The 20,697-nt window shown below is 63.7% G+C and carries 19 protein-coding genes; 15 read left to right on the top strand and 4 right to left on the bottom strand.

Going from position 1 to position 20,697, the window contains the following annotated elements; genetic code table 11:
- Nucleotides 1–3: 3 nt before the first annotated feature.
- Complete coding sequence (locus EEB15_RS07830) at nt 4–1,209, bottom strand: acetyl-CoA C-acetyltransferase (RefSeq protein WP_141509250.1); 1,206 nt, start codon at nt 1,207–1,209, stop codon at nt 4–6.
- Nucleotides 1,210–1,304: 95 nt separating this feature from the next.
- Here EEB15_RS07830 and EEB15_RS07825 point away from each other — a divergent pair, with 95 nt between their 5' ends.
- Together EEB15_RS07825 and EEB15_RS07820 are read left to right on the top strand one after the other, a co-directional pair.
- Nucleotides 1,305–2,393 (top strand): dipeptidase, encoded by a 1,089-nt coding sequence (locus EEB15_RS07825; RefSeq protein WP_158290035.1) that lies wholly within the window; start codon nt 1,305–1,307, stop codon nt 2,391–2,393.
- Between the two features lie 17 nt (nt 2,394–2,410).
- Nucleotides 2,411–3,574 carry an acyl-CoA dehydrogenase family protein gene (locus tag EEB15_RS07820; protein ID WP_141509248.1) on the top strand — a complete coding sequence of 388 codons (1,164 nt, stop codon included), beginning with the start codon at nt 2,411–2,413 and terminating at the stop codon, nt 3,572–3,574.
- A gap of 160 nt (nt 3,575–3,734) precedes the next feature.
- On the opposite strand, the gene EEB15_RS07815 is transcribed toward EEB15_RS07820, so the two are convergent.
- Nucleotides 3,735–4,526 (bottom strand): AraC family transcriptional regulator, encoded by a 792-nt coding sequence (locus EEB15_RS07815; protein WP_141509247.1) that lies wholly within the window; start codon nt 4,524–4,526, stop codon nt 3,735–3,737.
- 91 nt (nt 4,527–4,617) lie between these two features.
- On the opposite strand from EEB15_RS07815, the gene EEB15_RS07810 reads away from it, so the two are divergent.
- Both EEB15_RS07810 and EEB15_RS07805 read left to right on the top strand, forming a co-directional pair.
- Complete coding sequence (locus EEB15_RS07810) at nt 4,618–5,826, top strand: aminotransferase class V-fold PLP-dependent enzyme (RefSeq protein ID WP_141509246.1); 1,209 nt, start codon at nt 4,618–4,620, stop codon at nt 5,824–5,826.
- Between the two features lies 1 nt (nt 5,827).
- A complete protein-coding gene (locus EEB15_RS07805; RefSeq protein WP_141509245.1) occupies nt 5,828–6,427 on the top strand; it encodes a LysE family translocator in 600 nt (199 codons plus the stop codon).
- Here EEB15_RS07805 and EEB15_RS34450 read toward each other — a convergent pair.
- A complete protein-coding gene (locus EEB15_RS34450; protein ID WP_255466301.1) occupies nt 6,419–6,550 on the bottom strand; it encodes a hypothetical protein in 132 nt (43 codons plus the stop codon). The genes EEB15_RS07805 and EEB15_RS34450 overlap by 9 nt on opposite strands.
- 123 nt (nt 6,551–6,673) lie before the next feature.
- Here EEB15_RS34450 and EEB15_RS07800 point away from each other — a divergent pair, with 123 nt between their 5' ends.
- The 8 genes from EEB15_RS07800 (at nt 6,674) to EEB15_RS07765 (ending at nt 12,209) form a co-directional block, all read left to right on the top strand.
- Entirely contained in the window at nt 6,674–7,021 is a 348-nt protein-coding gene (locus EEB15_RS07800; protein WP_141509244.1) for a GFA family protein, read from the top strand.
- Between the two features lie 11 nt (nt 7,022–7,032).
- A complete protein-coding gene (locus tag EEB15_RS07795) occupies nt 7,033–7,533 on the top strand; it encodes a VOC family protein (RefSeq protein WP_141509243.1) in 501 nt (166 codons plus the stop codon).
- Nucleotides 7,534–7,546: 13 nt separating this feature from the next.
- A complete protein-coding gene (locus tag EEB15_RS07790; RefSeq protein WP_141509242.1) occupies nt 7,547–7,948 on the top strand; it encodes a VOC family protein in 402 nt (133 codons plus the stop codon).
- Nucleotides 7,949–7,963: 15 nt separating this feature from the next.
- Nucleotides 7,964–8,404: a helix-turn-helix transcriptional regulator gene (locus EEB15_RS07785; protein WP_141509322.1), complete on the top strand. Its 441-nt coding sequence runs from the start codon at nt 7,964–7,966 to the stop codon at nt 8,402–8,404.
- The gene (locus EEB15_RS07780; RefSeq protein ID WP_141509241.1) at nt 8,299–8,748 is read left to right on the top strand and encodes an SRPBCC domain-containing protein; all 450 of its coding nucleotides are present in this window, start codon (nt 8,299–8,301) and stop codon (nt 8,746–8,748) included. The genes EEB15_RS07785 and EEB15_RS07780 overlap by 106 nt, the downstream gene beginning before the upstream one ends.
- 86 nt (nt 8,749–8,834) lie before the next feature.
- Nucleotides 8,835–9,170, top strand: coding sequence for an RcnB family protein (locus EEB15_RS07775; RefSeq protein WP_141509240.1), 336 nt, complete (start codon nt 8,835–8,837; stop codon nt 9,168–9,170).
- Nucleotides 9,171–9,285: 115 nt separating this feature from the next.
- Nucleotides 9,286–9,642 (top strand): hypothetical protein, encoded by a 357-nt coding sequence (locus tag EEB15_RS07770; protein ID WP_141509239.1) that lies wholly within the window; start codon nt 9,286–9,288, stop codon nt 9,640–9,642.
- Nucleotides 9,643–10,064: 422 nt separating this feature from the next.
- Entirely contained in the window at nt 10,065–12,209 is a 2,145-nt protein-coding gene (locus EEB15_RS07765; protein ID WP_141509238.1) for an AAA family ATPase, read from the top strand.
- Nucleotides 12,210–12,223: 14 nt separating this feature from the next.
- Here the strand turns inward: EEB15_RS07765 and EEB15_RS07760 are convergent, their stop codons facing one another.
- The gene (locus tag EEB15_RS07760; RefSeq protein ID WP_141509237.1) at nt 12,224–13,570 is read right to left on the bottom strand and encodes a tetratricopeptide repeat protein; all 1,347 of its coding nucleotides are present in this window, start codon (nt 13,568–13,570) and stop codon (nt 12,224–12,226) included.
- Between the two features lie 229 nt (nt 13,571–13,799).
- Here EEB15_RS07760 and EEB15_RS07755 point away from each other — a divergent pair, with 229 nt between their 5' ends.
- From EEB15_RS07755 to EEB15_RS07745, 3 genes are all read left to right on the top strand, one after another.
- Nucleotides 13,800–14,339: a hypothetical protein gene (locus EEB15_RS07755; protein ID WP_141509236.1), complete on the top strand. Its 540-nt coding sequence runs from the start codon at nt 13,800–13,802 to the stop codon at nt 14,337–14,339.
- Nucleotides 14,340–14,451: 112 nt separating this feature from the next.
- A complete protein-coding gene (locus EEB15_RS07750; protein WP_141509235.1) occupies nt 14,452–16,137 on the top strand; it encodes a ShlB/FhaC/HecB family hemolysin secretion/activation protein in 1,686 nt (561 codons plus the stop codon).
- Between the two features lie 70 nt (nt 16,138–16,207).
- Entirely contained in the window at nt 16,208–20,689 is a 4,482-nt protein-coding gene (locus EEB15_RS07745) for a YDG domain-containing protein (RefSeq protein ID WP_141509234.1), read from the top strand.
- The last annotated feature ends 8 nt before the right edge of the window (nt 20,690–20,697 follow it).

Here is a 20,697-nt window from a genome sequence, read left to right as displayed (position 1 = left end):
GCCTTAGATTCTTTCAACGATCGTCGCGATGCCCATGCCGCCGCCCACGCAGAGCGTCGCCATGCCGTAGCGCAGCTTGCGGCGATGCAATTCATCGATCAGCGTGTTCAGGATCATCGCGCCGGTGGCCCCGAGCGGGTGGCCCATCGCGATGGCGCCGCCGTTGACGTTGACCTTGTCGTGCGGCACGCCCAGCTCTTTCATGAAGCGCATGGGGACGGCGGCAAAGGCTTCGTTCACCTCGAACAGGTCGATCTGGTCGATCGTGAGGCCCGCTTTGGCCAAGGCCTTGCGCGCCGCGGGCATGGGCCCGGTGAGCATGATGGTCGGGTCGGCCCCAGAGAGCGCGGCGGCGACGATGCGCGCACGCGGCTTGAAGCCGTGCGTCTTGCCCGCGGCCTCGCTGCCGATGAGGATCGCCGCGGCGCCGTCGACGATACCCGACGAGTTGCCCGCATGGTGGACGTGGTTGATGCGCTCCACCTGCGGGTAGCGCGCGATGGCGACGGCATCGAAGCCCATCGCGCCCAGCTGGTCGAACGCGGGCCGGAGCGCCGCCAGGCCTTCCATGGTGGTGCGCGGCTTGATGAATTCGTCCTCGCCCAGGATGGTCTGGTCCAGGAAGTCCTTCACCGGCACGATGGAGCCGGCGAAGAAGCCGCCTTCGCGCGCCTTGGCCGCGCGCTTCTGGCTTTCCATGGCGAAGGCGTCGACGTCTTCGCGCGAGAAGCCTTCCAATGTGGCGATGAGGTCCGCCCCCACACCCTGCGGCACGAAGTTGGTGGCGGAATTGGTTTCCGGGTCTTGCGCCCAGGCGCCGCCGTCGGAGCCGATCGGCACACGGCTCATGCTTTCGACGCCGCCCGCGACGACGAGGTCTTCCCAGCCCGAGCGCACCTTCTGCGCCGCCATGTTCACGGCTTCCAGGCCGGAGGCGCAAAAGCGGTTGAGCTGGACGCCGGAGCAACGCCAGTCCCAGCCGGCTTTGAGTGCCGCCACCTTGGCGATCACCGAGCCCTGTTCGCCGATGGGCGAGACCACGCCCATCACCACGTCGTCCACCTGGCCGGTGTCGAAATCATTGCGACGCTGCAGCTCGGTCAGCACACCGGCGAGCAGGTTGACGGGCTTGACTTCGTGCAGGCTTCCGTCCTTCTTGCCCTTGCCGCGCGGCGTGCGGATGGCGTCGTAAACATAGGCTTCGGTCATGATGGGCTCCAGGTGCCAAAGACGAAAAAGCCAGTATATTCATTTCACCAAGCAATTGCTCTGTAAAAATGGCGACAGCAGCCTCGGAAAAAAGCATGAACGCAACCGCGATATCGAGACGCCGCATCGCCGCAATAGGCGCGGCTTTCCTGGCCGGCCAGGTGCTCCCGGCGCGCGCGCAGCAGCACAAAGGCCCGTTCCTGGCCGACATGCATTCCCACTACGGGATGTTCATGCCACGCCTGTTCGGGCTCGACCTGCGCCAGCACATGCGAGAGTCCGGCACCATGCTGATGGCGTGGGCCGTCACGGATGACCATCGGTGGATCAGCCGAACGCCTCAAGGGTGGCGTCAGTCGCGCCAGCCGGAGCCCGGCGAGCTCTGGGATTCTTTCCAGAAGCGGCTCGCCGACAACGAAGCAAAGCTCAACACATGGGGTGTCGCCAAGGCGTTGACGCCCGCGGACGTGGATGCTGCGCTTGCAGGTGAGCCGCGTGTGCTGCTGGCAACGGAAGCTGCCAATTTCCTCGAGGGCCGGCCGGAACGCGTCGCGCAGGCTCATGCCTGGGGCGTGCGCCACATGCAGATGGTGCACTTCATCCAGAGCCCGCTGGGCGATCACCAGACGGCGGAGCCGCGCCATGGCGGCCTCACGCCGGTGGGGGCGCAAGTCATTGCCGAGTGCAAGCGGCACGGCATCGTGGTGGACCTGGCGCACAGCACGCCGGCGTTCGTCGACGGGGCGCTGGACGCCGCCGACAGCGCGATGGTCTGGTCGCATTCGTGGATCAGTCCGCAAGGCGGCAACTGGCAAGATCCGGGCTACATCGCCCGATCGCTCTCGCCGGCCTCCGCGCGCAAGATCGCTGCCCGGGGCGGCGCAGTCGGGCTGTGGACGGTGAGGGTGAATCGCGATCCGGCCTACCCCGTTCACAGCGTCCGGACTTTCGCCGACGAAACCATGCGCATGTGCGAATTGATCGGGCCTGCGCATGTCGCCTTCGGCACGGACATGGAAGGCGCGGGCCCGGGCCCCATCCTGTCCAACTACGTGGACTTGCGCGAGGTCGCGGACAACCTGGCCCAACGCGGTCTGGACGAATCCACGTTAAACGGCATCTTCATCGGCAACTATGCGCGCATCGTCAAGCAGGCGATGCGCGGTGCATCGCCCATTGCCTGAGCATCACCGGAGACACCATGATCGAACGCACGCTTTTCAGCGCAGACCACGAGTCCTTCCGCGACAGTTTCCGCCGTTTCGTGGACAAGGAGATCGCGCCGTTCCATTCGGAGTGGGAGGAGCAGGGCTACGTCGACCGTGCCGTCTGGAGCAAGGCCGGCGAAAACGGTTACCTGTGCGCGACGCTGCCGGAGGAATACGGCGGCTCAGGCGCCGACAAGCTGTATTCCGTCGTGCAGATGGAAGAGCTCGCGCGCGGCGGCTTCAGCGGCATCGGGTACAGCCTGCACAGCGAGATCGTCGCGCCGTACATCCTCCACTACGGTACTGAAGAGCAGAAGCTGCGGTACCTGCCGAAGCTGGCCAGCGGCGAGATGATCGGTGCGATTGCGATGAGCGAGCCGGCGGCGGGCAGCGACCTTCAAGGTGTGAAGAGCACCGCCATCCAGCAGGCCGACGGCAGCTACCTGCTCAACGGCAGCAAGACCTTCATCACCAATGGCTGGCATGCGGACCTGGTGATCGTGGTTGCCAAGACCGACCCGGCAGCGGGAGCCAAAGGAACCAGCCTGTTGCTGGTGGAGCGTGGCATGAAGGGCTTCGAGCACGGCAAGCGCCTGAAGAAGCTGGGCCTGAAGGCGCAGGACACGGCAGAACTGTTTTTCGACAACGTGCTGGTTCCCGCCGCGAACCTGCTGGGTGGGGAAGCCTTTCGCAACAAGGGCTTCATCTGCCTCATGGAGCAGTTGCCCTGGGAGCGCATGCAGATCGCCGTCACAGCTGTGGCTTCGGCCCAGGCCGCCATCGACTGGACGGTGCAGTACACCAAGGAACGCAAGGTGTTCGGCCAGCCCGTGGCGTCCTACCAGAACACGCGCTTTACCCTGGCCGAGCTGCAGACCGAAGTGCAGATCGCCCGTGTCTTCGTCGACAAGTGCCTGGAGCTCGTGTGCCAGGACAAGCTCGACACCGCCACTGCCAGCATGGCCAAGTACTGGACCACCGACCTGCAATGCAAGGTGATGGACGAATGCCTGCAGCTGCACGGCGGGTACGGGTACATGTGGGAGTACCCGATCACGCGCGCCTACGCCGACGCGCGCGTGCAGCGCATCTACGGCGGCACCAACGAGATCATGAAGGAAGTGATCACCCGGGCGATGGGGCTCGGCGGGAAATGATCAGTGAACCGTCCGGCTATCGATCTGCCGCCTGCAGAAATGCTCGAACCCCCTTTGTGATCGGCTGAGAATTTCGTCCTGTCCATAGGCGCCGCCTCGGCGCAGCCTTTGCCGGCAAGCAAAGCCAGACCGACATCAGCACACTCTTGATCTTGAGACTTCAAGATCGCCCGGCAAGGACTCTGTACTGACGCGGACTCAGCCCCAACCGATCCTTGAACACGGCGCCAAGATGCGACTGATGCGTGAACCCGCAGCAGGCTGCAATGTCCGCGATGGGGTCGTCGGTTGCGCCCAACAGCGCGCGGGCACGCTGCATTCTTCGCTCGGTGACGTAGGCGTGGGGCGTACTTCCCGTGGCAATCGAGAAACTGCGCAGCAAGCGCAGCACCGGCATCCCTGCAACACGCGCAATCTCGTCCAGGCTCAGCGGGCCATCGATTCCGGCATCGATGTACTCCAGTACTCGTGCATGCGCCTGTCGATCATGCTCGTAGCCGCCAGGCGCCCTACGCGGGAGTGCGAGCAGCGACAGTCCATGATCCAGCAGCTCCATCGCCTGATCCTCGATGACCTGTGGCTGGGGGTGCGACGCCAGCATCGAGCGGCGCAACTGTTTGCCCAACAGCACGGCCCTCCGGTCTCCGCGAAAAACGGCGCGTGGCACGGCCAGCGGGCTCCCGCGTTTAAGGCCCAGCGCGGCGCACTGTACGTGTAAGGCCAGGTACTCGCCGCCACTCCCCGATTCCGAGAACATCTCCACATCGGGGGAGGTGAAGGCCAGCTCACCAGGCCATGCGTCGAAATCCCGACGCCGATCACCGCCCACCGCATGCACCCCCTGTTGCCGCTCGAATGCAAGGCCCAGCACATACGCGCGCGACTCGTCGCGGATCGAGTACGGCGCCGATGGCAGCAGTGAAACGCGACCCCAGTCGAAGTCCGACTTCATGGCGCGCAGCCTCGTTTGAAATTTCTTGATAGATGCGAGAACGTCACCCGACGATCATAGGGCGAAGCATGCAACAACCCACCTTCGACCGATGCCAACACCCTCTTCGCCACTGCGCTGCCAGCGAGACCTGTTCTCGCTTCCCGACGGCCATTGCTACCTGAACAGCGCGTTCATGGGTCCGTTGCCGCGGCTCGTGGAGCAGGCCGGCGTGGCAGCGCTCACCGCGCGCGCCTCACCTATCGATCTGACGCCGAAGGACTTCTTTGAACCCGCCGAACGGACACGCGGATTGTTTGCGCGACTCGTCAACGCGGACCCCGAACGCGTCGCGTTCGTCCCCACGGCGGCCTACGCCATTGCCATCGTCGCCAGGAATCTGCGCCCGAGATCAGGACAGAACGTCGTCATGCTCGGCGATATGTTTCCCAGCAATGTCTACGCCTGGCGCAACTGGCGAGCTGAGAACGTTGAGATGCGCACGGTCCTTGCGCCTGCGGCTCCATGGTCTTCTGAGTCGATCGGCACGAGTCGAGCAGCACTCTGGAACGCCGCAGTCGTAGCCGCAATCGATGCCGACACTTTGCTCGTCGCCGTCGAGCCTGCGCACTGGACCGACGGGACGCTCTTTGATCTCGACAGAATCGGGCGGCGTTGCCGAGAGGTGGGCGCTGCATTGGTCATCGACGCCACCCAAACGGTAGGGGCAATGCCATTCGACGTGCGGCGCGTCCAGCCAGATGCCTTGGTGGTGCACAGCTACAAGTCGATGCTGGCGAACTACGGTCTCGGCTTCGCGGTTTTCAGCGACCGGTTCCTCGAAGGCAGCCCGTTGGAGGAGAGCTGGTTGATGCGATCCGGCAGCGAGAATTTTGCACGCCTGGTCGACTATGAAGACCACTACGCGCAGGGAATGCGGCGCTTCGACACAAGTCTGCGCGCCAACCCCGTCTTGATCGCCATGTTGGAGGCAGCGTGCCGCTTGCTGATCGACTGGCAGCCCGGTCGAGTTCGCGACTACTTGCTGCAAATCGAACGCCAATCCGTCGAGCGCATGCGCTCGCTTGGTTTCGAAGTCGCTGACGAGGCCGAACGATGCGCGAACCTCTTCGGTGTGAAGTTGCCCGCCGGCATGGACCCCGAGGCCTGCCGCCGGCATCTTGCGCGGCAACAAATTCATGTGGCGGTGCGCGGCAATGCGGTGCGCGTCTCGCCTCATGTCTACAACGATGAGTACGATCTGGAGCAACTGGCGGATGCGCTCGCGCAGCTGGCGCCCACCCAGGTGAAGCGGCAATAGCATGGCGACCGATTCGCTCTTGCCGCTTGCCCTGTTCGCGTTCACATCCACCATCACGCCAGGAGGCGCAACCACGTTGGCAACCACGTCGGGTGCGCAGTTTGGCTTTCGTCGCTCCATTCCGTTGATGGTCGGAATCAGCGCCGGTTTGGCAGCCCTGGCATCCGTTGCCGGAGCGGGTTTGTCGGGGCTACTGATGGCCGCGCCTTCATTACAGTTGGCCATGAAGATCGTCGGAACGGGTTACCTGCTTTGGCTCGCATGGCAGTTGGGAAAGAGTGGGCCACCCGATCTGCGCACGAATATGGCGATCCCGCTTGGGTTCGCTGGCGGCGCGGGCTTGCTCTGGATGAATCCGAAGGCCTGGGCCATGGTCACTGGCGCGGCAGCGTCCTTCGCCGCGCCGTCGATGCATCCTGTTCAGCTTGCCGTGCTGCTCGGCGCCGTCTTCGGTCTAGCGGCGGCGGTATCCCTGTCGATCTGGTGCGCTGCCGGACTTGTGCTCGCAAGGCTGCTGCGGACAAAGCGGCACTGGCATGCGGCCAACGCAACGTTGGGCGCGCTGCTCGCAGCATCGGTCATTCCAATGTGGTCAGCGTGACTCGGATTTGTCGCTGCGCCCCAGCAGGCTGCGGGAGCCAAAGTCTTCGTCGTTGAACGCCACCACGCTACGCCAGCCCATGCCGGCCAGTAGCTCGGCGATGGCGGGCAGGCATCCAACCATAAAGCGCCCCGCACCGCCTTACAGCCTGTAAATGCCTTACCTCCTGTTTCGTTGACAAGCCCCAAAACGCCGGTATACTGAACCGAGTGGTTAAGTGATGAGTTCGGCTCGAAAAGGTGTTTCATGCTCCACACAGGCAGTTGCCACTGCGGCAGGATCAGGTTCGAGGTTGAAGGCGAGATCGACGGCGCGCTGTCGTGCAACTGCTCGATCTGCCAGCGCAAGGGGTCGCTCTTGTGGTTCGTGCCGCACGAGAAGTTGCAGCTCAAGACGCCGCCGGACGCGGCCGCAAGCTACACGTTCAACAAGCACGTCATCAAGCACCGTTTCTGCCCGGTGTGCGGCATGCATCCTTATGGCGAAGGCGTCGACCCCAAAGGCAACCGCATCGCCGCGATCAACATCCGCTGCCTGGAAGGCCTCGACCTGGCAACGGTTCCTGTCCAGCATTTCGATGGCCGTTCCAAGTAAAGGAGAGAAGAATGCAATTCACCTCGAAGATCGTTCCCTGCCTCTGGTTCGACAGCCAGGGTGAGGACGCCGCCCGCTTCTACACGGAGCTGTTTCCCAATTCCCGCATCACGCACATCGCCCGTTACGGCGAGGCCGGCAAGGAAGTGCACGGGCGCAAGCCCGGTAGCGTGATGACCGTGTCGTTCGAGCTGGCCGGGCAGGCCTTCACGGCGCTCAACGGCGGGCCGCACTTCAAGTTCAACGAGGCGGTCTCGCTGCAGATCATGTGTGAGGACCAGAAGGAGGTCGACCACTTCTGGAACGCTCTGGCGGCAGGCGGTCCTGTCGAAGCCCAGCAGTGCGGCTGGGTGAAAGATCGCTACGGCCTGTCGTGGCAGGTGATCCCCAAGGCCTTCCTCGAGATGATGACGTCGAAGGACACGGCCGCGATCGAGCGCGCCTTCGGCGCCATGATGGACATGAAGAAGCTCGACCTTCCCGCTCTGCAGCGCGCATTCAACGGCAACTGAAAGGAGAAACTCTATGGATCCCGTCGTTCATTTCGAACTGCCCTATGACGACCGCGAACGCATCGTCCGTTTCTATCAATCCGTTTTCGGCTGGGAACTGCAGCAGTACGGCGAGGAGATGGGCAACTACGTGGTCGCCACGACCGCCAAGGCCGACGCCAAACCCGGCGCGCCGGCCGGCGCGATCGGCGGCGGCTTTTTCCCGCGCAAAGCCGACTGGCCCGCCCAATACCCGTCGGTCGTGATCGCCGTGGAGAAGATCGAATCCTCCATGGACAAGGTCGTCGCCGCCGGCGGCAAGCTGCTGGGTGAGCCGATGGACATTCCGACTGTCGGCCGCTATGTCTCGTTCTACGACACCGAGCAGAATCGCCTGAGCCTGCTGCAGCCGCTTCCGATGACCGGCAAGCCTTAGCCCGTGGTGCCGAGCGTGGAAGCTGACCCGGCCATCCTGAACCAGGTGTTCGCGGCCCTGTCCGACGCCACGCGGCGCGACGTGCTGCGCCAGCTGGGGCAGGGCGGCGCCACCGTGACCGAACTGGCGCAGCCGCACGGCATGTCGCTGCCGGGCTTCATGAAGCATCTGCGCGTGCTGGAAGACGCGGGCCTGGTGACCCGGCTGAAAGAGGGGCGGGTGGTGCGCTGTGAACTGGCAGCCCAACCGATGCAGGAGGCCGCGATGTGGCTTGCCCACTATGAGCAGTTCTGGAGCGCGCAGCTCGATTCGCTCGGCCGCTACCTGTATCACGAAGAGGAAGTGAATCCATGGCCCAAAGCCCCACGCAAGACCGGCCCAGCCTCAGCATCACCCGGCACTACGCCGTCCCGCCCGAAAAAGTCTGGCGGGCCTGGACCGAGCCGCAAGCGCTGAGCCGCTGGTTCGGCCCCGCGGACACTGAGTCGGTCACCAGCGCCGAGCTCGATGTGCGCGTGGGAGGCCGCTACTCCATCGCATTTCGCACCGCGGATGGGGAGGAGCACCGCGTGTCCGGGGTCTACCAGGAGGTGGCGCCGCTGCGCCGCCTCAGATTCACCTGGGCCTGGCAGAGCACGCCGGACCGCGTATCGCTCGTCGCCATCGAGCTCGAACCCAAGGACGGCGGCTGCGAGCTGCGCTTTCGCCACGATCGCTTCTTCGACCAGCAGGCGCGTGACAACCACGAGCGCGGCTGGACCGGCACTTTCATCAAGCTCGACGCATTTCTGCAGCGCTGAACGATCATCTCCGGTTTCTGAGGGAACCCGAATTCCTTCCGTGGCCCTAAACTGGGAGCAGCACTTCCCACGGATCGGAGCTCATCATGAAACGTCATGCCATCTTCCTCGCAGCCCTCGCGATGTCGCTCACGGTTTTCCAGGGCGCAGCCCTGGCGCAGGGTGACGGTGACCTGGCGGCCCAGAAGGAAGCCACGCGCCAGCTCAAGCGGGACATGCGGCGGCTGGAATGGGAGCAGGGCTATTTCCGCCGTGGCGACCGCATTCCTTTGGACCGCACTCGCCAGTACCGGGTCGAGGACTGGCGCGGGCATCGGCTGAGTGCACCGCCCCGGGGCTATCACTGGGTGCAAATCGGCGGCGAATACGCCCTCGTGGACAACAACTCGGGCAGGGTACGGCAGTTCTATCCGAACCGCTGAAGTCGGCCGAGCCAACGGCTCAGTCACCGTTGGCAACTACTGATGCGGTTGTATCCGCATCGGTACAAATGGCTGTGGCACTCTCGACTTGTCCCAACTCCATGCCACCGTTGCCATGAATCTTTCTGTCGCTTCCAGCCATGACCAGCTCATGATGCGTTTCGATGTCGAAGGCCTTTGGCACAACGGCGACGCGCTCAAGCTGGCGTACATGGTGAAGGCCGCGGTGGCGCGGGTGCGTCAGGACCATGTCCTCATCGACCTGCGGCGTGTCGACACGCCGCCCGAGGCCAAGGGCAAGTTCCTGATCTGCGATCGCCTGCGCCGCGCGCTCACGCCCAAGACGAAGGTGGTGCTGGTGGCCACGCCCGAGCTGGTGGACACGGAGTGTGTGTCGATGAGCCTGGCTCAATGCCCGGACATCGCGTTGTTCGGCGCCGAGCGCGACGCCCTTGACTGGCTCAGCAAGTAAAGCGCGTTTCAAGAGCGTGGCTGTGGGCAGAAAAAATCCCTCGGATTTCACGCCGAGGGATTGAAGGGCCAGGGGAAGAAACTTGAAGAAAACCCGGCCATTTCGTTGGAGTCCGTCTCTGGGTCCCCAGTTCCTGCGGGTCGCGCCGACAAGGCCTTGTCCTACAAGCGTGAATTTGTCACGGCCCGAGACCTCAGCGTGACAACCATACTCATGTTGCTGGCCTGCCGCGCCATGTCTCTGTAGGATTGCACTGACAAGAGGTTCGAGGCCCGGTGCAATTTGGCCATGAAGCGGTAGAGCAACAACAACAGCCGCGGCGTTCGCCGGTCTGAGCTTCCCGAATTTTTATTTCGAGCAGCGCTCCATCACGTCCAGCGCCGGGCGTGGTCCGGGTGTTGCCCACCAAGAAAGCCCAAGCAATGTCGGATCTGTCGCCCAGTCCCCAGACCCCCACTCCCAACGGAGCCGCGTCCGGAGCCTCCGCGCCCAGCCTGCGCGAGGCCGTCAAGAAGGCCGTCTCGCGCCTGCAGGACTGGTTCGCCATCCAGTCGATGACCAGGAAGACGATGGTCGTCATCATGGTCATCCTCATTCCCGCCACAGCCATCTATTCCGCGGCGACGCTGCAGAAGCAGGCAGCCGTGGCCGAGCAGGTCAAGACCATGGCAGCCGCCGACCAGCCGGGCGACGCCACCTGGAGCTTCAACCAGAAGCTGCCCGTGGTGTTCGGCACCGGCTCAGTGCTGAGTTTCCTCGACACCAACGCGGTGGACCGCATCACCGTGATCTACAAGCCGCTGATGTGGAACGTGTCCGAACGCTTCATCCTGGTCGAGTCGCAGGGCAAGCAGTACGCGTATTACCCCAGCGACATGGAAACCAAGATCTTTGCCGACAAGGCGGTTACCGCGCGCTGGGGCAGCAAGCTTGCCTTCGTGCCGCGCGCCGATGTGGACAAGGCCAGCATCGAGATGCTGGAGCGCCTGGACAATCGCTTCGCTGGTGCGCGCCCGCAGTCCGAGAAGGACGGCTGGAAAGCCGGCGTCAGCGGCCTGCTGTCGGCCGCGCTGACCGTGGGCCTGCTCGGCTTCCTGTTCTTCCAGCTCAAGGGCCAGTTCAAGACGCTCAAGTTCCTGGAGCCCTCGCAGATCCACGGCAGCATCCATGACCTGGTGGGCATGGACGACATCAAGTCCGAGGTCGCGCAGATCAAGGACCAGTACATGCGCCGCGCCGAGTACGCGGAGTACGGCATCAGCAAGCCGTTCAACGTGATGTTCAGCGGCCCGGCTGGCACCGGCAAGACCAAGCTCGCCAGCTACCTGGCCAAGGAGCTGGGCCTGCCCATCCTGTTCCATTCCGCCGCCAACCTGGAGACGGGCTTCGTCGCGGGCGGTTCCAACACGCTGGCCCGAATCGCGTCGATGGCCAAGCGCCGCAAGCGCTGCATCGTCTTCCTGGACGAGGCGCAAGACCTCTTCATGAAGCGCGGCGGCCACCGCAAATTCGACGACGACACGCAGAACTCGCTGCTCGCCATCCTGGATGGCGTGCGCACCAAGAGCGAAGCCGAGATCATCTGGATCGTCGCTTCCAACTTCAACAGCGAATCCATGCAGATGGACGAGGCCATGCTGCGCCGCTTCCAGATGAAGGTGGACTTCCGCATGCCCAACAAGGAAGAGCGCCTGGCCATTTTCGGCCACTACCTCGACCAGCGCGCCGACAAGGTGCTGCCGGAGCTGGACCTGCGCCACCTGGTGGAAGTGACCGAAGGCCGCAGCCCGGCCGACCTGGAAACCATCGTCAACCAGGCCGGCATCAGCGCGGTGCAGGCCGGCGACATGATCGGCACCGAGACGCTGATGCAGGCCGCCGAACGCGTGCTGGTCGGCAACGTCAATACGAATACGACGAAGGAGCGGGAGAGGGACAGGCGCATCATCGCCATTCACGAGTGGGGCCACTTCCTGGTGGACTTCGAGCGCGAACGCAAGCAGGCCGGCGGCGACTGGGACAAGATCCAGGCCGAGATGAAGACCATCAAGATCTCGCTCAAGGCCAACCCGCGCAACAACGCGCTGGGCTTCGTGTTCCACAAGCAGGGCGCCAACCTGCTCAAGACCAAGGGCGACATCGAGCACGACGTGCGCGTGCTCCTGGGCGGCATGGCCAACGAGGAGTTGTTCTTCGGCGAGGAAGGCACCACCAACGGTGCGCACAACGACATCACGCGCGTCACCAAATTGCTGCACCACGCCGTGGCCGAGATGGGCATGTACCGCAAGACCCGCCTGAATTTCGGAGCGCTGTCCAACGACGGCCAGGGCGCGAGCCGCAACCTCGACGACGAGACGCGCGGCATCATGGAAGCCCAGAGCGAGCGGCTTTACGGCGAAACCCGCGCGGTGCTCGGGCGCCTGAAGCCGCTCACCGAGCACCTGGCGGGCAAGCTGATGGACGCCGGCGAGATGAGCCTGAAAGAAGCGCTGTTCGAGATCCGGAGCTTCGAAGCGGCGTGCTTCGAATTCGGCAACCGCGTAGGCTTGGCCAGCGCCAACTGAACGCCGGCCGGGGTTCAAGGACGCCGCGCCGACATCAACCAGCCTTGCACGGGCACGCCGCCCTCGTTGCGAAGGTGGACCGCATCGGCGGCGACGTGGTCGAATCCCGCTTGCGTCAGCACGTTTTCGACATAGGCGCGGCTGTGGCTGTAGCGGCCATGCGGATTGAGGCGCGAGCGCTGGTCAGGGGCATCGGTGTCCAGGCGTTCCAGCGTGAACACCAGCCAGCCGCCACTGCGCAGCGCGCCGTGCGCGGCCTGCAGCGCTGATTCGAGCTCGCCGAAGTAGCACAAGGTATCGGCAGAGATAACCAGGTCGAAGCCTTGGTTCACCGACTGCAGGTACGTGGTGAGTTCGGCCTTGACGAGTTCGTCGTACACCTGCCTTGGCCGGGCCTTCGCCAGCATCTTCGCCGACAGGTCGACGCCCACCAGGCGCTTCGCATAGCCCGTGATCAGCGGGCCGCACAGGCCCGTGCCGCAACCGGCGTCCAGCACGTGCAGCGTCCCAGCCGCTTCACCGCATAGGCGTTCAACCGCGGAGGCCACGTATTGGGGCGCTCGGTAAGTGAGGTTTTCCAGGTTGGCATCGAAGCTCTCCGCGAATGCGTCGAAGGTGATTTCCACATACGCGTCCGCGGCCCTGGCCGGAACCGCCTCGCCGGTGCACCCGGCCAGATAGTGCTTGGGTACCGGGTTGTCGGGCTCTTCGGCCAGCCATTCGCGGTAGACCTTGGCCGCCTCATCAAAACGCCGGAGGGTGTAGTACGCAATGCCCAGCATCTTGCGGGCCTGGTGCTGTTTGGGATTGAGGATGAGCGCTTCGCAGTAGTGCGCCAACGCATCCTGCGTGCGGCCCATCGACCGGTACAGGTTGCCCAGGTTGTTGTGCGCCTCCGGCAGCTTGGGGTCGAGCGCCATGGCCTGCCGGTACGCCGCCTCGGCGTCGGCGTGCCGCTCTTGCGCGCGGCGCAGGGCGCCCAGGTTGTTCAGCAGGGTCGCGTCGCGCGGCGACATCGCGGCCGCCTTCTCGTACGCATCGGCAGCCTCGGCCAGGCGCCTCGATTCCAGCAACACGTTGCCCAGGTTGTTGTACCAGCCCGGCACCGTGGGGTCGAGTTCGATGGAGCGCTTGATGTACGCGGCGGCCTGGTCGCTGTGGCCCATCTGATGGTGCAGCACGCCAAGAAAATGAACCGCATTGGCATCGCCGGGTGCCGCCTCGAGAATGCGCTCGTACATTTTTCGCGCGGGCTCCAGCTGGCCCTCCTGGTGCAGCCGGATGGCGATGGGCAACGCGTCTTTCAGAAAGACGTGCTGCGTCGTGCGGCCGGGCAACGACGGGGGTCTCTTGGCGGGCATCCATGATTATGTGAGCAGGGCGGACGAGAGTCGTGCGGGCATCACGCGATTGCCAAGCAGGCAGCCGCGGCTGTAGTATTCAAGGCCCGGTCATTCTTGATGCGCGGGCGCCGAATCCGCTGGAGACTCCCGAATGCCCGCGAGCCGAATACCCGGACCTGTCGGGTTCAGCCATCAAACACATGCGCAGGGGCAGCCGCGCGCGTTGCTTCGGTACGCTTCACCCGGGATGGTCGGCTGCCCTCCCATCGACGAGCCGTCGCCCGCGTCCTTGCTGGTCAAGGGCGACTTCACGATGCTCAAGTACTTGCTGAATCGGAGCGCCGCGGAGCTGGAGCGGCACGTCGGGTTCGAAGCTGGAAGGCTGTCGTTCGGCTTCCAGATCGTGGCGCTCGCGCCGGGCGAAGCACTGCAGCCGGACGACTTCGAGCTGGGTGCATCGACGCGGTGGTCCGGGGGAAGAATTACCGCGGGCGGCGATGGGGAGCTCGAAGCAGGAACGCTCGTCGCCGGCAACGCTCGCGAGCTGCTTTCGGACAGAGGCCAGAACGTCGATGCGTTGAAAGCCAAGGTGGCGGCTTTCTTTCGCAAGCAGAAGGGGAACACCCCTGCAAAGGTGTTGCCCCGATGGACCCACGAGTCCTGGATGCAGTATCCGGATGCGACGGTGCTGGATGGAGTCAAGCGAAGCGGCATTCCCCAATTCAAGCTGATCAAACCACGCACGTTCGTCACCGTTTCGAGCAGCGGGTGGTTCGATTCCAACTGAAGGCACGCCTCAGGCGTTCGGAGGGAGAGGTCAAAGGAGAGGTCAAAGAAAAAGCTGAACATCCAGAAACCTGGATATCATTCTGTTACGTTCCTTTGGGTCAGGCCAGACTATGAACCTCAAAGACTTCCGCTTCTTGTCGACGATCTGCAGAGATGAGATACGGAGGTATGAAGCACGTGACGGCAAGCTGGCATTCTCTTGTGCGGCCATCGCCGTCACGCTGGCTCTGCAGTCCGGGGCAGTGCAGGGTCAAACGGCGCCGGCCGCCAAGTCCCCGGCCCAAAAAATCAACATCACTTCGATCCGCGTGGAAGGCAATACCCTGTTGCCCGAAGGCGTGCTTGCGGGAATGGTGTCCGGCGTTCAAGGTCCGGACCGCACTTTGTCTGAGCTCAATCTGCTGGCCACTCGAATACAGAACGCGTACCGGGACGCAGGGTTTGGCGGCGTGGTGGCGTTCGTGCCGGAACAGGACGTGACTTCCGGCAATGTGGTCGTGCGGGTCGTCGAAGGCAAGTTGGCTGCCGTGCGCGTGACGGGCAACAGCCACTTCACCACGGCCAATGTCCGCGCGGGTCTGCCCAATTTGCGTGAGGGCGCGACCCCTGTGGTTCGCGCCATCGACCGCGACATTCAGCTTTCCAACGAAAACCCCGCCAAAGAGTTGAAGGTCACGCTGACGGCGGGTAGCAAGCCGGGCGACGTGGACGCTGAAGTGAATGTCAGCGAGCGTGATCCGCTTCAAGTCCTGCTTGGCTACAACAATACCGGCAACGAGCAGACCGGCAGGCATCGGCTGAGCGTGGGTGCCCAGCATTCCAATCTGTTTGGCCGCGATCACGTCGCAACGATTCAATACCAGACCTCGCCCGAGCATCCGAGCCAGGTGCAGGTATTCAGCGTCGGCTATCACGTTCCCCTGTACGACTGGGCGGGCTCCGTCGACGCGTTCTATGCCCATTCGAACGTCCGCAACGGCACGACATCGACGCCTGCCGGGCCGCTCACATTCGCCGGCAAGGGCGAAGTGCTGGGCCTGCGCGGCAACCGCAACCTCGATCGCATCGGCGAGTACGACCATCGTGTGACGCTCGGCGTGGATTTCAAGGACTACCAGAATGACTGCGCGCTCGGGAACTTCGGCCCTGCGGCGTGCGGATCGGCTGGCGTCAGCATTTCGGTCGCTCCTGTCATGGTGGCCTACACCGGGCAGAAGCAGGGGCCGCAGCTGGCCTGGGGAATCAACGCGTCGCTGGCCGCGAACGCCGGCGGAAGTTCCGCGGACACTTTCGAAGCCGCCCGTCCCGGCGCGAGAAAACACTATGTGCTGACGCGGCTCTCGGGCTTTGCCGAGGTGGGCCTGGCCGGAGGTTTCGCCCTGGCAGGTCGAGCCGACGCGCAATACACGCCGCACGCGCTCATCTCCGGCGAGAAGTTCGGGCTGGGCGGCGCCGGCAGCGTGCGCGGCTACGAGGAGCGCGAGTTGTCCGGCGACTACGGTGTGGGCGCGCGGTTTGAAGTGCTCGGGCCAATGCTGGGTGTGGGCGCGAGCGAGGGGTTTCGCGCACGCCCGCTGGTCTTCGTCGATCACGGCAGGGTGAGCAACCACAAGGGTCTGCCGTGCAGAGGCACCGCTGAAACCTCGTGCAGCCTGAGCGGCGTCGGCTTGGGTGCGCGTCTGAACATGGGCAAGCATGCCAGTGCCAGCGTCGAAGTAGGGCGCGCGCTGGATAACGCCATCAGCACGAGCAAGGGCGACTATCGAGCCCACGTGTCGATCAACGTCGTGTACTGAAGATTTCCTGCCGGAGCCTGCATGTAGCGCACATGCACGCGGCCAGGCGCATCGTGAGAGGAACTGAACCATGAAGCATCTCGGCGTTCACCACACGGGCAGGATCGATTCCAGCAGACGCGCCTTCGCGCGACGGCCTGTTGCCGCTGCGGTTGCCTCGGCATTTCTTTCCGTTTCCACGACGGTGTGGGCGCAACTGCCCTCGGGGCCCGTTGTGGTCAACGGAAGCGCGGGTATCGCCACCAACGGCAGCCAGATGACGATCACCAACAGCCCGAACGCCATCTTGAATTGGCAGAGTTTCTCGATCGGGGCCACGAACGGTGTGCGGTTCGATCAGCAGAGCGCATCCAGCCAGGTCTTGAACAGGGTGGTGGGCAATGACCCGTCGAGCATTCTCGGCAGCCTCACCTCGAACGGCCGCGTCTGGCTCGTCAACCCGCATGGCGTGCTCTTCGGCAAGGATGCGCGAGTCGACGTGGGTGGCCTGGTGGCATCCACGCTCGGCATCACGAACGGCGATTTTCTTGCGAACCGCTTCAAGTTCGAAGGCCTCGATGGCACGTCCGCCGCTCGCGTGCTCAACCAAGGCGAGATCAATACCAGCTTCGGCGGACGCGTCTGGCTCATCGGAGATTCGGTTGCCAACGAAGGCCTCGTCCGCACGCCCGGTGGAAGCATCGTGCTGGCAGCGGGCAAGAGCATCGAGGTCGTGGACTCCGGCTTGCCGAACGTCGTCGTGCGCGTCACGGCGCCAGCCAACGAAGCCATCAACCTGGGCAGCTTGATCGCGTCATCGGGTGGCAGTATCGATCTGCATGGCGGCATCGTGAACCAGCAGGGCATCGTTCGCGCAGACAGTGTGGGCACGGACGCGGCCGGACGCGTGGTCATCAAGGCGCAAGGTGACGTCCGGCTCGGTGATGCAAGCGTCACGAGCGCCAGCAGCGGCGGAGCGGGGAGGGCGGGCAGCGTCGCAGTGGAATCCCGCGCGGGAACAACGTCCGTCAGCGGGCAGGTCTTGGCGTCGAGCACAGACGGCGCCGGCGGGCATATTCAACTGCTCGGAAAGAACGTCGGCCTGATCCGTGAAGCCCTGGCGGATGCATCGGGCGCGACGGGCGGCGGTGAAGTGCTGGTGGGGGGCGACTACCAGGGCAAGAACCCGGCGGTCGCTAACGCCACGGCAACTTATCTCGGCCGGGGCGCCACGGTCAAGGCCAATGCCACCGACAGTGGGGACGGCGGGAAAGTGATTGTCTGGGGGAACGATGCCGCCCGGGTTTACGGCATGATCGAGGCGACGGGCGGCGCCCAAGGGGGAGATGGCGGGTTTGTGGAGACGTCGGGCGGGTATCTCGACGCCAGGCCGAAGTCGATCAACCTCGCGGCGCCAAACGGCAAGGGCGGTACGTGGCTGCTCGATCCCTACAACATCACCATCGTCAGCAACCCCCCGAGTTCCGGTGGAATACCTCCGAGCGAAGACAGTGAAACCATCTTTCAGCCGGCCAGCGACAACACAACGGTTGCGGCGGAAAGCATCAGCTATTTCCTGGACAGCGGAACGAACGTCATTGTTCAAACAACGGACCCCGGTCCGGGCGTGACGGCACAACAGGGCGACATCGTCGTCGCCGCGAGTATCGTGCCCGCCGGCGAGTACGGCAGATCTCCCGGCTCCCTGACCCTGCAGGCGCATCGAAACATCAGAGTCAACCCAGGAGTCAGCATCCGATCGAACACCGGTCCGATGCCGGTGACATTCATCGCGGACAGTGACGGAAACAACACCGGTTCCATTTCGGTCTTGCAGGCCGAGATCAGCACCGACGGTGGGAACATCACCATGCGGGGTGGTGGCGCGATCGGAGCCGCGGTTTCCGCTGGTGGCAATCCTGGCATTCTTATTCAAGACAGCGTTCTCTTTGCTGGGGGTGGCGCCGCCCAGGGGCAGATCCGGCTGATCGGCACGCCGGTGTCAGGCCCTGCAATTCGCATCGCCGGATCCGAGCTGCAGGGCGACTTTATAGATCTGCTGGCGCCAGAAACACCGCAAGCACCCCTTCCGGCCGACGTTTGCACGCTGTGTATCGCCGACGGCTCCGAAATCTTCGGCCATCAAATCAGAATTGATGGCTATACCGAGGTGCGTGACTCGTCCATAACCAACTACAGCATTACCGGAGGTTCGTTCAGCGCCCCAGGGGGCATAGTGTTCAATTTTGACATTCAGGACGGGTTTTATCGCGACCTCACTTTGGTTGATTCCACAGTCAATGCGGCGGGACTGCTCAACGTCAGAACCCGATTTTTGCAGGTCGACAGCAGTTCGTTGAGTTCCGCGCTGCCGATCACCGTGTCCAACAACTTCCGCACAACAATTGGCGCCGGGGGACAGATTTCCAGTTCTGCAACCGGCGACGCCGTCAGCATTGTCACGGGCAACTTTACCAACGCGAGCACCGCCCCCATCGTTACGCAAAACGGTCGCTGGCTCGTCCATTCAATCGACCCTGGCACTGATGCGATTGGCCCGTTGCCCTACGACTTCGTCCAATTCAACGCGCCGTTTGGAAGCGCCCCTGCGCTGAGTACTAACGGGTTGCGCTACACGCAGCCGCTCGATGTTCAGGTCAAGCTGGACATTCTAAAAAGCTATGACGGAACGCTCACCGCTCCGTTCTCGACTTCGCTGTCTTACAACGCTCCGGGCTTTATTGTTCTGGCGCAGCAAAACAATTCAGTAGAGCAAGGGTCGTTTGCGGACAAGAACGCGGCTCTCAACAAACCCGTCACGTACAACGGCAGCAAATTTACCGTCACCACAGACACGTCCAAACCCGTCTTCGGCAGCACCATGTCGTTCATCGGCGACCTGGCCCCCAAGGTGCTGTCGGCCGGTAGCATCACCGCCGCGGACAAGGTTTATGACGGGACGCGAACTGCTGCTGTGTCCGGCTCGCTGTCTGGCGGGGTCGTGCCAGGTGATGTGGTGAACCTCAACGGCGCTACCGGAACTTTCGACGACAAGAACGTCGGGGTGAACAAGCTTGTGACGGTTTCTGGCGGCGCGCTCGCGGGGCCGGACGCTGCCAACTATGTGCTAGCGGTGTCCACAGCAAACGCCAGCATCACGCCCAGGCCCGCCACAATCAACATCGCAGGCGAGGTTGCCAAAGAGTTTGACGGCACCACGGCCGCTTCGCTCACCGCAACGCAGTACGGGTTACAAGGCGTGGTGCCGGGCGACTTGGTTTCCGTGAGCGGTCCCACGCAAGGCACGTACGACACGCCGGCTGTGGGCATCGCGAAGCTGGTCACAGCGACCGGGGCGTTCCAGGTTTCCGGGCCAGACGCGCCCAATTACACCGTTGGCGCGAGCACGGCCGCGGGTAACGTGGGAACCATCACGCCCGTGCCCCTGCCCAGCGCGAACAGCCCGGCGCAGCAAGCCGCCCAAAGCAGCGAGTCGAGCATCGCCGCTGCCACAGCCTCCACCATCGCCGCGCTCAGCCAGCGCGGCGCCGGCGGTGTTTTCGACGTGGCGGGAGCTAGCGCGGCCACCGCATTCGGCCCGGTGAACATCGGCGGCATGAGCCAGGATGAGCTCTTGCGGCTGCTCGAGTCGCGCAAGGACTTCAAGCGCAAGCTGTTTGCCGATGCCGTCTACAAGCTGGAGATTGATCCCAGTCTGGCCGACGTCAGGCTCTGCGCCAGCGCCGCGGAGGGCGCATCGGGCCTTTGCCGCAACACGCCCGAGCAATTAGCGGAACTGCACGCCAAGTCCGTCAAGGCGGTGCCGGGGCAAAGAACGGCCACGAAGAAAGCGTTGCCGCAGATCGAGCGCAAGATCGGCGTGTTCTTCGGCATCAACGACTACGCCGACAAGAAGATTCCCAAGCTCGAGAACGCGTTGCCGGACGTCGACGCCGTGTCCAAGGTGTTTGCCGAACGCCTCGGTTATGAAGTGAAGGTGGTGCGCAACCCCACCAAGGCCGACATCATTCGAACGCTCAATGAACTGGCCGCGCAGGTGAATCCGGCCGACAGCGTGGTGGTGTACTACGCGGGCCACGGCTACTCGGTGGACAAGCGTGCTGAAGGCTACTGGCTGCCGTCGGATGCGCCGGTGAACGATCCCAGCCGCTGGATCTCCAACAACGACGTCGCCCGGTTGCTGGCCGGCGTACAGTCCAGGCAGATGGCCTTGATCACCGACAGTTGCTACGCAGGGGCCTTTGCCCGCGAGGGCATGGCGTCCGTGGGCCGCGGCGTCAACGCCGACGATGTGCTGACCAAGCGCTCGGTGGTGGTGTTGTCATCGGGCGGGGACGAACCGGTGTCCGACGAAGGCAAGGAGGGGCATTCCATCTTCGCCTGGAGCCTCATGAAGAGCTTGCGCTCGGTGCAGAATTGGAACCAGGGCAGCAATGTCTTCGAGGAAGTGCAGGCCGCCGTCAAAAAGGAATTCCCGCAGACCCCCAAGTACGGGTCGGTCACTTCGGCCGGGCACCAGCAGGGCGGCGATTATCTTTTCGAGCAGAGGTAGGCAACGCG

It is taken from the genome of Ramlibacter sp. WS9 (assembly GCF_003797765.1).
GTDB lineage: Bacteria > Pseudomonadota > Gammaproteobacteria > Burkholderiales > Burkholderiaceae_C > Ramlibacter.
Note: the sequence above shows the minus strand (reverse complement) of the source record. Positions and strands in the feature narration are given on the sequence as shown.